Below are 15,053 nucleotides of genomic sequence, written 5' to 3'. Positions count from 1 at the left end.
CTATGAAAAAAACACTCGTCATTACCGTTTTAGTCGTTCTAATTATCAGTATTGGTTCAATAGGGTATCGTCAATATGTAAAGGCAAATGAAAAATTTACAGATTACGAATTAAAAAAAGAGGAGATTCAATTAAATCATAATCATGAAATAAGTGTAGGCAAGTTAAAAATCAGTAATTTAGATGCGTATACTGTTAGTAATGAAATAACAATAGATATGGATATGACCATTTTGAAAAATAAAGGTTCGAAAGATGAATTTGAAAAAAACTTAGATGGAGCATTCATTTTACTTGTTGATGATTTATATGATACAAGTGGCGGAAAATATGAATTGAAAAATAGTAAATATAAAACAGCTAGTGTGACTTATGATAAATATGAAGCTCGTTTAAGTTTTAGCACTAACCTTGATAATATTAAAGGTAAACATAAATTGAAAGTCGTTTACCTCGACCGTAATGGTCATAAGTTGAAAAAATTATATTTACCGATTCGTGTTGACGGTGGGAAGATTGTTTGATACATTATTAGTAACTACTAAGGTAGTTACTTCATCCCAACGTAGTAAAATCATTTATCCCAAATAATAACCCTTAAGAGAAAAAGGTTTTTCTCTTAAGGGTTATTTCGTCTTCTATATCTTCTTCAAATTTATTAATATATTTATTGACTAAGACGTCATGCCAAATGTAGTCTTTCATCATTTTTATTTGTGTGTGGTCATAACTGATATAAGCGCGCATATTTGATTCTGCTGTTTGTCCGTAAATCATGTGTTCATCGTCTACGATTACGACAAATGGTTTAAGTGCTAATGAACTTTTGACGTAGTTTGTATAACGGTGATTGATGAGATCATAGCCGGGTTGGTCGACTTGGAATGTAATTCCTTGAATATGGATATCTTCTGAGACATGGTTTGTTAAGATGTCATATAAGTCTGGCCATATTGAAACGGTTATTTGTCTTTTAGCTTGTTTAATGGCAGATGTTACGGTATCGATGATTGTTGATTCATTTGTTAAGACTTCTATTTGAATAGGTGCATTATCTGTTACAATGTTTAATTTATTGATTTCTTGTTCCAGTTGAAGGAGTTCTTCGTTTTGCTTTTTTTCAAATAGTTGAATGGTCTGTTTTGGTGATAAGGCATAGTAGTATTTCTTTTGGTCTTGTAAATTGAAATAAGCGAGTCCTTGTTCATCAAGTTTATTGAGTGCTTCATAAATTTTTGAACGTGGTACGCTTGATATTTCACTAAGTTTATAAGCTGTTATGCCTGGATTTTGAACAAGGGCGATATAAGCTTTAGAGCCATATTCACTTAATCCAAAGCGTTTTAAAATGTCTATCATTTGATTCATAGTGTCACCTTCTAGTTTGATGTTACGTTAACCCCGAATAACGGAAGTATATCATATGCTTGATATTCAGAAACTGTTGCACCTTTTAAGTCGTTAGGTTGGACAACAAGTTGTTCGATTGTATTGGACGATAAATCAATGTCTTTTAATGATGTTTCAACGACTTCAAGAGACTCTAATGCACATCTTTCAATTGCGACAGATTTTTGAGTACAGAATGAAAGGTAAGTTTCTGACATTTGATTATCGTTAAATAAAACGTGATCTAAGTTACAATTTTGAAATTGACTCATTTTCAACTGACAATTTGAAAATTGTACATGCTTGAGTTTAATACCCGTAAAGTTAGCACCAATCATACGACAGTCTTTGAAGTGTACTCTATTAAGAGAGACTTCGCTGAATATACAGTTTGAAAGGTCGCATCCTTTAAATATAATATCTAATCCGTGAATTTTAGTGAAATCAACAGATTCAAATGTACATTGATTGAAATACATTGTATCGATTTGACTCGTTTCTTCATCTAATTGAATTAATGCTTTATCAAAGTACAAGTCATACGAAGACTGATAGAGTATTACATCTTTTTCTTCTTCATATTCAAAATCATTGTGTAGTTTAGGTTCTATAATTTTCATATTAATACTCCTTAATGTTTAACAATATATTGAACCGAGCGCTCCTGAAAATTCACCATTTTCAATGAAGTGTGGTTTTAGACCTCTTAAAATCGTGTAATCAACGACAATATTTTTGAGTAGTTCATTTTTAACAAATGAAGATCCTATAAACACAACATTTTCTGTATTGTATTGTCTTGCGGCATGAATGGATACGGTTGTGACTGTTTCTCCAACAATACCCATTACAGCTGCTAATCGATCAGCATTTGGAAATGCATCGTTCATATGTTGTAATACATGTCCAAAGTTAGCAGCAGTTAATTCTCCAGAAATAGGGGTGTTATCACCTTTATAAATATGTTTAACTTTTAAATCTATTTTATCTCGATCCCCATTTAAAGCTGTTTGAACAAGTTCGTCATAATCACTAATTTGAGTCAGTAAATAACTTAACCCTTGTATCATACCGCCACCAGCTCCTGTACCGCCTGCACGCTCTTGATGATCAGTAGTAGCATAATGAATAGAAGTACCTGTACCGACATTTGAGAATATATATGTTTCAAGGTCTATATTGTTTTCTTTTAAAAATATTTGAATCCCTTTATAAGTCGCATCAAATTCAATACTACGTTTCGCTTGATGTTTGATGCATGAGTCTAAGTATTGTGCTTTACCACCTGTAATCGATACTTCAACATCATCTAATTGATTTAACCAATCTGCAACTTGATCAATGTCAGTTGCTAACCATTTTTGATACGTTCTTTCATTATTTAATTCGGTTACGACTTTAATTAAAGTACCACCGGCATCAATACCAATTTTCACACGAACACCTCATCTAGAAAAGTAAATAATTATCGTTATTATACTATAAAAAATTGTATATGATAAATTAATGCTTTTTAGAAATATATTGTAAAAATTGTATAATTACATGATAAGATGATACCAAGTATAAATGAGGGAGGTTATATTTTGATTAGCATATACGAAATAAAACCGAAATTTCAGCAACTGTTAATGCCTATCGTTGACTGGATGAGAAAAATCGGAATGACCCCAAATCAAGTTACAATATTAGCATTACTGCTATCTATCGTAACAGGAATTATTTTAAGTATATTTCATGAAAACAAATGGATTTATATTTTAATGCCAATCGTGATGTTTGTAAGAATGGCTTTAAATGCAATTGATGGTGTAATGGCAAAAAAATATCAAATGAAATCTCACTTAGGGTTATTGTTGAATGAAATAGGGGATGTTATAAGTGATTTATTTTTATTTATACCATTCGTGTTTATTGCTGAAGATTATGGAATAGGTATTATGTTGTTTATCAGTTTATCAATCATAAGTGAAATGGCTGGTGTAACTGTTCAAGTGATCGGTAGTTCAAGAAGATATGACGGTCCGATGGGTAAAAGTGACCGAGCATTTATTGTAGGTTTCATCAGTATCCTGATTTTTGTTCATTTAAATATCATTCCTTATTTACATTTTGTGTTCTATATTTGTTCAATACTCATGTTAATCAATATTTATAATCGAATAACAAAAGGGTTAAAGGAGGTTAAATCATGAACTTAGGGAAGATATCTTCAGAAATGCTGATTGTTATGATTGGGGTATTTATCGTACTCGTATTATCCAGTTTGATTAGTATTTATTTAACGAAACGATATCCTGAAAAAGATTTCACTGAAATTAGATTAAGAATTAAATCATGGTGGAGTATGTGTATTATCTTTACAATTGCTTTAGTTATTCACTCTACTGTGTCATTAATTTTTCTTGGCTTACTTTGCTTTTTAGCTTTGAAAGAGTATTTTTCTTTAATACCTACAAATCGTAGTCATAGAGCCGTATTATTCTGGGCGTACTTATCTATACCAATTCAATTTACATTTATCTATTTTGGATTTTATGGTATGTTTATTATTTTTATACCGGTATATATGTTCTTATTTATACCGATACAAGCAATATTGATAGGCGAAACAAAAGGGTTTTTACAATCAATGGGATCTGTACAATGGGGCATGATGCTGATGGTGTTTAGTTTAAGTCATTTAGCATACTTAATTGTCTTACCTGGCGAAAAAAGTTCAGTACCCGGTGCAAGCCTTGTTTTATTTTTAGTTATATTAACGCAAGCAAATGATGTCTTTCAATTTCTGTTCGGTAAAGCATTTGGTAAACACAAAATTGTACCTAAAGTGAGTCCGAACAAGACTTGGGAAGGTTTTGTTGGGGGGATTATTTCAACGACAATTCTATCTTTATGTTTAGCACCATTACTTACGCCATTCACATTATTAGGCATGATTGTAGCAGGTTTATATATTAGTATTATGGGATTTGTGGGAGATGTGAATATTTCAGCTTTAAAAAGAGATTTAAATATTAAAGATACTTCTCAAACAATACCTGGTCATGGCGGTATTTTGGATAGAGTAGATTCTTTAACATACACAGCGCCACTCTTCTTCCACTTTGTAAGGTTCTTTTACTTTTAAGGGGTGAACCGATATGTTAAGACTCATTATATTTACATGTATCATTAAGCCAATTATTTTAATTGTTTTAGGATTAAATATACGTAGACGAGAATGGTTACCTAAAAAAGGTCCTATTGTGATTATTGCCAACCATAATTCACATTTAGATACACTTGTACTACTTTCACTTTTTCAAGGAGAAGGATTTAAGAAAGCACGACCTGTAGCTGCAGGTGATTATTTTCTGAAAAACAAACTATTAAAATGGTTTTCTATGAATATTATGAGAATCATACCAATAGAGCGAAAAATGACGCGAGATATTAAAGGATTATTTGAACCAATTGTGGATGCTTTAGATGAGGGGAGTATTATCATACTATATCCAGAGGGAAGTAGAGGAGAACCTGAAAAGTTATCAAAATATAAATCCGGGATTTATTATTTAATGAGAGAACGACCAAACATTCCGATACAACCTTTGTTTCTACATGGGTTAGGCAAATCATTACCGAAAGGCTCAAAACTATTTGTACCATTCTTTGTTGATATTTTTGTAGGACGTCCATTTTTATTTAATGAGAATAGAAAAGCATTTATGGATGAGCTTAATGAACGAATGAATGAACTTAGAAATGAAGGTGATTTTAAAGAATGGTAATCATATTTATATGGGCTTTTCTTGAAGCGATTGTATTCTTTATTATCCCTGATGTAGCTTTAACTTATTATGCAATCAAACAAAAAAGTAAATTTAAATTATTATGTGCAAATTTGATTGCAATTGTAGGTGCAGTTCTAGGTGGTATCATCGTTTACATTATTTCAATTCAACATTTGAACTTTGTTGAAATGATCATGATTAAGATTCCTGGTATTCATCCTTATATGATAGAACATGTGATACATTCATTAGAAGATAAAGGAGTGCTCGGATTAATAGAAGCACCATTGTTTGGTGTTCCATATAAACTTTATGCAATGATGAGCTATCACGAAGGTATATCTTTTATTGTATTTATACTCGTAAGTTTCATTGCAAGACTCTTGAGGTTTATATTAACGAGCTATCTGGCATATGTACTCAGTCACATTGTGTTTAAAAACGTTAATCAATATATCAAAATATTACTATGGTTAATCATATGGATCATCGTCTATTGGGTATATTTTTCGATACATTCGTTTTAATATATGAAATTACGACAATAAAAGAAAGCACCATTCATTGATGAAACAATGAATGGTGCTTTTTTTAATTATTTTTCTTCTTCTTCGCGTTCTTCTAATGACTTGGAGAAATCTGTGTCATCATCTATATAAGTCATTTTGAAATGTTTAGATGGTTCTCTACGTAATGCTTTCATAATAGAGAACATCATTAAGAATAGTATAAATGCGAATGGTAGGCCGGCTACGACAGAAGCTGTTTGTAAACTTTCTAAACCACCTGCTAATGTCATGGCAACTGAAATGGCACCAATTAGTGTTCCCCAAACTAATTTATACTTGAATGGCGGTACGATTGAACCTTTATCAGACATGCTTGATAAGATAAAAGTAGTTGAATCTGCACTTGTAACAAGGAACAAGAAGATTAATATTATTGCTAGAATACTTGTTGCTTCGTAAAATGGGAAGTTTGATAATAGGGAGAATAGTGCAACTGTATAATCTCCTTTAACATCTTCCGCAATAGAAGCACCTTTATTAATAACTAAATACATGGCCGTTCCACCAAAAGTGGCAATCCAACTAAATGAAATAAGTGGTGGAATAATTAACACGCCAATTACAAATTCTCTAATCGTTCTGCCTCTTGATACTCTGGCTACAAATCCTCCGATAAATGGAGACCAAGCAATGACCCATGCCCAATAGAACACAGTCCATTGTTGAATCCAAGAATTGTCGCCTTCATAAGGATTTAATCTTAAACTATATTGTACAAAGTTTGTAATATAGTCACCTATAGCAACAGTAAATGTTTCAAATATAAATTGTGTCGGTCCTAAAATAAGTATAAATATAAGTAAAGCAAAACAAATAAATATGTTAGCATTACTTAGCCATTTAACACCTTTATTAAGACCTGATGCTGCTGATCCAAGAAATAGTAAAGTCATAATGACGGTGATGATAATTTTAGTCCAATTATTATTAGGAATATCAAAAACATGATGAAGTCCGCCACCAATTTGCATTATTCCTAGACCAATTGATGTTGCAATACCCATGACAGTTGCGACTATCGCTAAGATATCGATAACATTTCTGTATGGTTTCTTATAAGTTTCACCGAATACAGGTTCCATTGCTGTAGATATTAAACCGTCTCTTCTTTTTCTAAATTGGAAGTAAGCTACGATAAGCCCTGCCATTGCAAAGATAGACCATTGTGAAATACCCCAATGGAAAAATGTATAACCCATAGCAAGTCGAGCTGATTCTAATGTAGAGCCATCTACTTCATTTGGAAGTGGTGATTTTAAGTAATGTGTCATTGGTTCAGCTACGCCCCAGAATACAATCCCGACACCGAGACCAGCAGAGAATAACATGCCGACCCATGATATAAATGAGAATTCTGGTTCTTCGTCGTCTCTACCGAGTTTAAATCGACCAAACCTCGTTATAGCTAATCCTATTAAAAAGATATCTAAAACGAATACGATGATTAAGAATAACCATCCTGTACTGTTAGATATAAATGTATATAATATGTTAGCGTATTTACCAAAACCTTTTGGAAAAATTCCAGCAGTTAAAGTCACTAATAATATAATAGACATTGATACCCAAAATACTAATGTTGTCTTATTATTATGCTTGTCTGTATTGTCTTTTGACTGTTTCATTAATATCCCCCTTTAAATTATGCAGTCTTATTTCTATTACCCTCATCCAAATCAAAATAACATGTGTACGATAATTACGTTTTCTATGGTTCTTAATTGCGCAATGAATGTAAAATTCGTTATGATATATATAAACAAACGGGAGGATATCAATCATGAAAGCTAAATCATTCGGTGAAATCGTCATTAAACCATTTGAAGAACATATGAGAACGGTACTATATGATTTTGAATTAAACGAACGACAACAAATTTATTCTTCATTGCCTAAAGAAGTGTTGGATGGTGCTATCGAAGATCCTGATAGAAGACCTAATGTTGTTGTAAACGATCAAGACGACATAGTTGGTTTCTTTGTATTGCATAAGTATTATCAACACGAAGGTTATGATACACCGCATAATGTTGTATATATACGTTCATTATCAATCAATGAAAAGTATCAAGGAAATGGGTATGGCACAACTATAATGATGAATTTACCTGAGTATGTTCAACATGTGTTCCCTGATTTTGATCATTTATATTTAGTAGTAGATGCTGAAAATGAGGCAGCATGGAATTTATATGAAAGAGCTGGCTTTATGCATACAGCTACAAAAGAAGAAGGACCATTAGGTAAAGAACGATTGTATTATTTAGATTTAGATTCAAAATATGTATCTTCATTGAAACTTGTATTAAATGAAGATGATTTAGATAACGAATTTGTCGATATACATTTAATGAAAGATAACCAAAAAGTAGGTATCATCGTATTAGAAGATAAAGATCATTATTTTGATATTCGTAGTATAGAAGTTGAAGAAGACGAAAGAAAAGAAGGTATTGCAGAGAGTGCTTTAAGACAGTTAAGTACTTTTGTTAGAAGAAGGTTTGAAGATAAGAAAGAAATACACATCACTTTATTCGGTTCAAACAATAAATTGAAACCTTTATGTGAGAAAGCGCGATTTGTAGAAATACAAAAATCTGAGGACTATATTAAACTCATGAAATATATTAAGTATTAACTAACATTTGCTAAAAATCATCTTGTCAATTATAATCGTAAACTGTTATGATTATAAATATTAATGTGCGACAATAGTTCGATTGTTGAAAGGAAGAGTAAAGCATGAAATTAAAAGATTTCACAAAAGAAATGGTAGATGAGCATTCATTTATCGAAATGGCTTATATTTTATTAACAGAGAACGGTAAAGAAACAAACTTATATGATATGATAGACGAATTCAAAAGCTTAGGTAATTATAATGATTCAGAAATTGAGAACCGTATTTTACAATTCTATACGGACTTAAATACTGATGGACGCTTCTTAAGTGTGGGTGAGAATATTTGGGGACTTCGTGACTGGTATTCAGTTGACGATATCGAAGAAAAAATCGCACCAACAATTCAAAAATTCAACGTTCTAGACGAAGACGATGAAGCTGATTCAGAAATTTCATTATTAGGGGAAGAAGATAAATCTAAAGATCTTGATATTACAATTGATCAAGATGATGAAGAAGGTTTAAATGATCCTGAAGACCCTGAAGACGAAGACGTAGAAGATGAATTAGATGAAGCGGGTCTTGTTGTAGATGAAGAAGACGAAGATGAGGAAGACGAAGAAGACGAATTTTAATTGACTTTTCTTTAAAAGATGGTAATATTTTAATTGGGCTCCTTTAAATAGGACAATCGTATAAATATAGCGCTCCCTCCTTACATTTTAAATAATGTAAGTGGGAGCGTTTTTTATTTTTTAAAAAATAAATGGAGGTACAAACATGACAAAGTTCATTTTCGTAACAGGTGGCGTAGTATCGTCTCTTGGTAAAGGTATTACAGCAGCATCACTAGGGAGATTACTTAAAAATAGAGGATTAAATGTAACGATTCAAAAGTTCGACCCATACTTAAATGTTGATCCAGGTACAATGAGTCCATATCAACATGGTGAAGTTTTTGTAACTGAAGATGGTGCAGAAACAGACTTAGACTTAGGACATTATGAAAGATTTATTGATATTAACCTTAATAAATATTCAAATGTAACGGCAGGTAAAGTTTATTCTCACGTACTTAAAAAAGAAAGACGTGGAGATTTCTTAGGTGGTACTGTCCAAGTTATCCCACATATTACAAATGAAATTAAATCAAGATTATTAATGGCTGGTGAAAGTACAAATGCTGATGTTGTTATTACTGAAATTGGTGGTACAACTGGTGATATTGAATCTTTACCATTTATAGAAGCAATTAGACAAATCAAGAGTGATCTTGGTCGTGAAAACGTTATGTACATCCATTGTACGTTACTTCCATACATTAAAGCTGCTGGTGAAATGAAGACTAAACCAACACAACATAGTGTTAAAGAGTTAAGAGGTTTAGGTATTCAACCAGATTTAATTGTGGTACGTACTGAATATGAAATGACTCAAGATTTAAGAGATAAAATTGCATTATTCTGTGACATTAACAAACGTGCAGTCATTGAATGTAGAGATGCTGATACGTTATATCAAATTCCATTAGCTTTAAAAGAACAACATATGGATGATATCGTCATTGAAAGATTAGATTTAGAAGCTGCACCAGAAGCGGAATTAACAGAGTGGAACCAATTATTAGACACTGTACGTAATTTAGAAGGTTCAGTGAAAATTGGTTTAGTAGGTAAATATGTTAGTTTACAAGATGCATACTTATCAGTTGCAGAAGCTTTAAAACATGCTGGTTATGATTTTAAATCAGATGTTGAAATTAAGTGGATTGACTCTGAAAAATTAAACGAAACAAACTATCAAAAAGAACTTGCAGATGTAGATGGTATTTTAGTACCTGGCGGATTCGGTGATAGAGGTGTAGAAGGTAAGATATTAGCCATTCAATATGCACGTGAAAACAACGTACCATACTTAGGTATTTGTTTAGGTATGCAATTAGCAACAGTTGAATTCGCTAGAAACGTAGTTGGATTAAACGATGCACATTCAGCTGAATTAGATCCAAACACACCATATCCAATTATCGATTTATTACCAGAACAAAAAGACATCGAAGATTTAGGTGGCACATTAAGATTAGGTGTTTATCCATGTAAAATTGAAGAAGGAACAATTGCACATAAAGTCTATGGTGAATTAGAAGTAGACGAAAGACACCGTCACCGTTATGAATTTAATAACGAATATCGCGAAAGATTAGAAGAAAAAGGCATGAAATTCTCAGGAACAAGCCCAGATGGTAGATTAGTAGAAATCGTAGAATTAGAAAATCACCCATGGTTTGTAGCATGTCAATTCCATCCAGAATTCTTATCTAGACCAACACGTCCACAAAAATTATTCAGAGGATTTGTAGAAGCAAGCATTCAAAATAAATAATATATATTTAAAGCGCCCTTTATCCTAATACTTTTTCAAGTATTTTAGATAGAGGGCGCTTTTTTGTATGAATATGTGTGGGATATTAAGTGCTGCGTTGTGAACACTTTTCGCCAAACTTGTTCGTAACAGGTGTGTTAATTACAAAAGTCGGCGGAAATGTAACTATGGAAGCCTATAATTACAAAACTCATAAGAAATGTAACTAAGGCGGTCTATAGTAACAAAAGTCGTTGGAAGTGTAACTATGGAAGCCCATAATTACAAAACTCATAAAAATTGTAACTAAAACCTCCGTTATCTCCCAACTCGTAAAATTCAGACCCATTATCTACTACTACTAAATTTCTTCATTCAAATCTTGTGTAATCTCATGCATTTCAGCAAACATGATATAATATATATAATTTAAAGCCATAAGATGTGGGGTAATGATTTTACTGTAATCAGCGGTTGGAATGATTGCTCTTGGTGTTGATAAGTCAATATAATGCATGAGTGATTCGTGTGTCTTATTGTCTTTATCTTTGTTGGCTATTACGACAAAATCTATATCGTGGTCGTTTAATTTTGTAATCCATTCGTTGAGTTCTTCAGTAAAAGAAGTACCGGCTAATAATACGCGGTCAGTAGAGTCGATCTTTTCGATATCATCTATAGTATTGAGTGTTTCTGCATGTGGAAAGCTTTCGTTACCATCAGTCATAAATGTTTGGAAATGATTGATTTCGTCGAAAGTTTTGATGCGTATTTTGCCTTCACCGTTTGCTGCTTGCATAAGCAGTTGTGATGCGATTTCAATTTCTTCAATTTGGGCATCTATTTTACTAAATATGCCATTTAATTGTGTATTAAAAATTTTAAGCAATTTGTATTCTCCTTATTAACGTCATTAAATTTATTTTATAGAAAAAGTGGGGTATCTTCAATGGATGTACTTATTATAGATGATGAAAAGAATATTAGACAATTATTAAAAGAAATTATGGAATTAAATCAATTTAATGTAGATACTGCTAAAAATGGAGCGGAGGGCATTGAATTATTTCATAAAAATACTTATAAATTGATTTTTATAGATAAAAGAATGCCTGGAATTTCTGGGGAAGAAGTATTTGCCGAAATTAGAAAATCTGACAACAATCTTCCAGTTTATATCATTTCAGCATTTCAATCATCTACCGAGTTAGAAGTTTTAAAAAAAGGAAATATTACAGGTGTGCTAATGAAACCGTTTACAATTGAAGAAGTTATGAAAATTGTAAGAAAACATTTAGGATAGGGCTTTCAAAAGGTGCATATATTCACAAAGTTTGATATAATAACTTTGTAAATAATTCGTGCCTTGCACATTAGGAGGAAACTCAATGCCTTTAGTTTCAATGAAAGAAATGTTAATTAAAGCAAAAGAAAACGGTTATGCTGTTGGTCAATACAACATCAATAACTTAGAATTTACACAAGCTATTCTTCAAGCTTCACAAGAAGAAAATGCGCCAGTTATCCTTGGTGTATCTGAAGGAGCTGGACGTTATATCGGTGGTTTCAAAACTGTCGTTAAAATCGTTGAAGGTTTAATTGAAGATTACAACATTACAATTCCAGTTGCTATTCACCTTGACCACGGTTCAAGTTTCGAAAAATGTAAAGAAGCTATCGATGCTGGATTCACTTCAGTAATGATCGATGCATCTCATCACCCATTCGAAGAAAACATCGAAATTACTTCTAAAGTAGTTGAATATGCTCATGCTAACGGTGTTTCTGTTGAAGCTGAATTAGGAACTGTTGGTGGACAAGAAGATGACGTAGTTGCAGAAGGCGTTATCTATGCTGATCCTAAAGAATGTCAAGAATTAGTTGAAAGAACTGGTATTGATACTTTAGCACCTGCATTAGGTTCAGTACACGGACCTTACAAAGGTGAACCAAACTTAGGTTTCAAAGAAATGGAAGAAATCGGTGCTTCAACTGGTTTACCATTAGTATTACACGGTGGTACTGGTATCCCAACTCACGATATCAAAAAAGCTATCACTTTCGGTACAGCTAAAATCAATGTTAACACTGAAAACCAAATCGCATCTGCTAAAGCAGTTCGTGAAGTGTTAAACAACGACAGCGAAGTTTACGATCCACGTAAATACTTAGGACCTGCTCGTGAAGCAATTAAAGCAACAGTTAAAGGTAAAATCCAAGAATTTGGTACTTCTAACCAAGCTTAATTTTAATTAAATTCAAACTACTACAAGCATCGTGCTTGTAGTAGTTTTTTCTGTTTTTATAGAAAAATTGAATATTTATTCAATACGTTTACTCAATTTATTTTAATGCCAAAAATTTAAAATTTAATACTTCTTTCGTAGTAAATTATGTCATTTCTATTTACTTTTTATGTTTTTGCGTTTATCTTATTGAATAGTATATAATGGAAATAATTATCTATTCATGTTGAGAGAGTATGCATTCTCTAAGACGATGAAGTAAAGGAGTAAACATATGTCTCAAGAAGTTATAAAAATAAATGGTGGTAAAAAATTAAATGGTAAAGTGCAAATAAGTGGTGCTAAAAATAGTGCAGTTGCACTTATTCCAGCAAGTTTAATGGCGAATGATGTTGTGACATTAGATGGACTACCAGATATTTCAGATGTCAAAACTTTAATGAGCCTACTTGGTGATTTAAATATTAAAACAGAATTAAATGGTGATCAGCTTGTCGTTGATTCAAGCGATGCGGTGAATCTACCTTTACCTAACAATAAAGTACAATCTTTAAGAGCGTCTTATTATATGATGGGTGCTATGCTCGGACGTTTTAAAAAATGTGTGATTGGTTTACCTGGCGGCTGTCCTTTAGGCCCTAGACCAATTGACCAACATATTAAAGGCTTTGAAGCACTAGGTGCAAAAGTAACAAATGAACAAGGTGCGATGTATTTAATAGCTGAAGAATTAGTTGGCGCTAAAATATTTATGGATGTTGTGAGTGTTGGTGCAACGATCAATATAATGTTGGCAGCTTCTTTAGCAAAAGGCAAAACAGTAATAGAAAACGCAGCGAAAGAACCTGAAATTGTTGATGTTGCGACATTATTAAATAATATGGGCGCTAAAATTAGAGGTGCAGGTACAGATACATTGAAAATTGAAGGTGTAGAATCCTTGCACGGTACAAAACATACAATTATTCCTGATAGAATAGAAGCAGGTACATACATGTGTGCAGCAGCAGCCATGGGTGAAGAAGTGTACATCGAAAATATCATTCCTTTACATTTAGAACCATTAATCGCTAAATTAAGAGAAATGGGCACTGAAATCGATTTAGGTGAAGATTCAGTTGTTATTAAAGGTAAAGATGAATATAAACCTGTTGATATACAAACTGCAGTTTATCCTGGCTTTGCAACAGATTTACAACAACCATTTACACCTTTATTATTAAAAGCAAATGGTCAAAGTAAAATAACAGAAACGATTTATCCTGCAAGATTTAAACACGTTGATGAACTGATCAGAATGGGTGCAAATGTGAATTTAGAAAATGGCACAGCTATCTATTATCCATCTCAATTGACAGGTGCAAGTGTAGCAGCAAGTGATTTAAGAGCAGGAGCATCTTTATTAATTGCTGGATTAATGTCTGAAGGCGTTACAACGGTTTATAATGTGAAGCATATTCATAGAGGATACAGCGGTATTGTTGAAAAATTAAAAGCACTAGGTGCTGATATTTGGACTGAAACCGTATAACAAGTATAAATTATATACTTTGTATATAAAGTGTAGTATAATGGCAATATAGAAGTTAAAGAGGTGAGTAACATGGAAGTATGTCCTTATTTGGAAGAAACTTTTAAAGTAATAGGACGCAGTTGGAATGGTTTAATACTTAATTATTTATCACGTTGTGATGAACGTTCGGCTCACTTTTCTGATATGAAAAGAGACTTAAGACGTATTACACCTAGAGCATTATCTCTTAAATTAACTGAATTAAGTGATTGGGGATTAGTTGAAAAGAAAGTTGTTACAACAACGCCTCTATCAGTTGAATATCATTTAACAACTAAAGGATACGAATTAGCACAAGCGCTTGTACCATTAGAAGAGTGGGCACAAAAAAATGTGGAATTACAAGAGAATCATTCCTAAATGAATTGAATATTATAAAGTACCCGTCAATGCGATGAAAATCATTTCGTTGGCGGGTATTTTATTTGTGTAATTAAAACCATACGCTATGCGTATGGTACAGTATGGTTTCACCGTTGTATTAAAAAATGCATCTCTACATGCTAGAATAATATT

17 protein-coding genes are annotated in these 15,053 nt (G+C 32.4%); 12 read left to right on the top strand and 5 right to left on the bottom strand.

Going from position 1 to position 15,053, the window contains the following annotated elements; all coding sequences use genetic code 11:
• The first annotated feature begins 2 nt into the window (after positions 1-2).
• Positions 3-524: a hypothetical protein gene (locus LQ611_RS01105; protein WP_107591015.1), complete on the top strand. Its 522-nt coding sequence runs from the start codon at positions 3-5 to the stop codon at positions 522-524.
• Between the two features lie 73 nt (positions 525-597).
• Here the strand turns inward: LQ611_RS01105 and LQ611_RS01100 are convergent, their stop codons facing one another.
• Genes LQ611_RS01100 through coaW form a run of 3 tightly spaced genes read right to left on the bottom strand, consistent with a single transcriptional unit; the run spans position 598 to position 2,825 of the window.
• Positions 598-1,368: a TrmB family transcriptional regulator gene (locus LQ611_RS01100; protein WP_103362093.1), complete on the bottom strand. Its 771-nt coding sequence runs from the start codon at positions 1,366-1,368 to the stop codon at positions 598-600.
• An 11-nt stretch (positions 1,369-1,379) separates the two neighbouring features.
• A complete protein-coding gene (locus LQ611_RS01095) occupies positions 1,380-2,009 on the bottom strand; it encodes a pentapeptide repeat-containing protein (protein WP_103362092.1) in 630 nt (209 codons plus the stop codon).
• 18 nt (positions 2,010-2,027) lie between these two features.
• Positions 2,028-2,825, bottom strand: coding sequence for a type II pantothenate kinase (gene coaW / locus LQ611_RS01090; RefSeq protein ID WP_103362091.1), 798 nt, complete (start codon positions 2,823-2,825; stop codon positions 2,028-2,030).
• Positions 2,826-2,975: 150 nt separating this feature from the next.
• Here coaW and LQ611_RS01085 point away from each other — a divergent pair, with 150 nt between their 5' ends.
• From LQ611_RS01085 to LQ611_RS01070, 4 genes are read left to right on the top strand one after another with little or no spacing between them, the layout of a single operon-like run.
• A complete protein-coding gene (locus LQ611_RS01085) occupies positions 2,976-3,584 on the top strand; it encodes a CDP-alcohol phosphatidyltransferase family protein (RefSeq protein WP_198052267.1) in 609 nt (202 codons plus the stop codon).
• Complete coding sequence (locus tag LQ611_RS01080) at positions 3,581-4,519, top strand: phosphatidate cytidylyltransferase (protein WP_025904453.1); 939 nt, start codon at positions 3,581-3,583, stop codon at positions 4,517-4,519. The genes LQ611_RS01085 and LQ611_RS01080 overlap by 4 nt, the downstream gene beginning before the upstream one ends.
• A 13-nt stretch (positions 4,520-4,532) precedes the next feature.
• The gene (locus tag LQ611_RS01075) at positions 4,533-5,162 is read left to right on the top strand and encodes a lysophospholipid acyltransferase family protein (RefSeq protein ID WP_065381668.1); all 630 of its coding nucleotides are present in this window, start codon (positions 4,533-4,535) and stop codon (positions 5,160-5,162) included.
• The gene (locus LQ611_RS01070) at positions 5,156-5,692 is read left to right on the top strand and encodes a YqaA family protein (RefSeq protein WP_103362090.1); all 537 of its coding nucleotides are present in this window, start codon (positions 5,156-5,158) and stop codon (positions 5,690-5,692) included. The genes LQ611_RS01075 and LQ611_RS01070 overlap by 7 nt, the downstream gene beginning before the upstream one ends.
• A gap of 68 nt (positions 5,693-5,760) precedes the next feature.
• Here LQ611_RS01070 and LQ611_RS01065 read toward each other — a convergent pair whose 3' ends face one another.
• On the bottom strand, positions 5,761-7,359 hold the full coding sequence (locus LQ611_RS01065; protein WP_025904456.1) for a BCCT family transporter: 1,599 nt from the start codon (positions 7,357-7,359) through the stop codon (positions 5,761-5,763).
• A gap of 152 nt (positions 7,360-7,511) precedes the next feature.
• Between LQ611_RS01065 and LQ611_RS01060 the strand changes: the two genes are divergently transcribed.
• From LQ611_RS01060 to LQ611_RS01050, 3 genes are all read left to right on the top strand, one after another.
• Positions 7,512-8,372 carry a GNAT family N-acetyltransferase gene (locus LQ611_RS01060; protein WP_182477733.1) on the top strand — a complete coding sequence of 287 codons (861 nt, stop codon included), beginning with the start codon at positions 7,512-7,514 and terminating at the stop codon, positions 8,370-8,372.
• 104 nt (positions 8,373-8,476) lie between these two features.
• Entirely contained in the window at positions 8,477-8,992 is a 516-nt protein-coding gene (gene rpoE, locus LQ611_RS01055; protein ID WP_037589792.1) for a DNA-directed RNA polymerase subunit delta, read from the top strand.
• A gap of 145 nt (positions 8,993-9,137) precedes the next feature.
• Positions 9,138-10,739, top strand: coding sequence for a CTP synthase (locus LQ611_RS01050; protein ID WP_025904459.1), 1,602 nt, complete (start codon positions 9,138-9,140; stop codon positions 10,737-10,739).
• Between the two features lie 340 nt (positions 10,740-11,079).
• On the opposite strand, the gene LQ611_RS01045 is transcribed toward LQ611_RS01050, so the two are convergent.
• On the bottom strand, positions 11,080-11,607 hold the full coding sequence (locus tag LQ611_RS01045; protein WP_103362088.1) for a DUF2529 family protein: 528 nt from the start codon (positions 11,605-11,607) through the stop codon (positions 11,080-11,082).
• Between the two features lie 60 nt (positions 11,608-11,667).
• Between LQ611_RS01045 and LQ611_RS01040 the strand changes: the two genes are divergently transcribed.
• The 4 genes from LQ611_RS01040 (at position 11,668) to LQ611_RS01025 (ending at position 14,897) form a co-directional block, all read left to right on the top strand.
• The gene (locus LQ611_RS01040; RefSeq protein WP_103362087.1) at positions 11,668-12,021 is read left to right on the top strand and encodes a response regulator; all 354 of its coding nucleotides are present in this window, start codon (positions 11,668-11,670) and stop codon (positions 12,019-12,021) included.
• Between the two features lie 85 nt (positions 12,022-12,106).
• The gene (gene fdaB, locus LQ611_RS01035) at positions 12,107-12,964 is read left to right on the top strand and encodes a class IIb fructose-bisphosphate aldolase FdaB (protein WP_025904462.1); all 858 of its coding nucleotides are present in this window, start codon (positions 12,107-12,109) and stop codon (positions 12,962-12,964) included.
• A 274-nt stretch (positions 12,965-13,238) separates the two neighbouring features.
• On the top strand, positions 13,239-14,495 hold the full coding sequence (locus tag LQ611_RS01030) for a UDP-N-acetylglucosamine 1-carboxyvinyltransferase (protein ID WP_037589788.1): 1,257 nt from the start codon (positions 13,239-13,241) through the stop codon (positions 14,493-14,495).
• A gap of 72 nt (positions 14,496-14,567) precedes the next feature.
• On the top strand, positions 14,568-14,897 hold the full coding sequence (locus LQ611_RS01025) for a winged helix-turn-helix transcriptional regulator (RefSeq protein WP_025904464.1): 330 nt from the start codon (positions 14,568-14,570) through the stop codon (positions 14,895-14,897).
• Positions 14,898-15,053 lie beyond the last annotated feature (156 nt).

It is taken from the genome of Mammaliicoccus sp. L-M44 (assembly GCF_022386355.1).
Lineage (GTDB): Bacteria > Bacillota > Bacilli > Staphylococcales > Staphylococcaceae > Mammaliicoccus > Mammaliicoccus sciuri_A.
The sequence above is the reverse complement of the archived record's forward strand: the minus strand, read 5'-3'. Positions and strand labels throughout refer to the sequence as shown.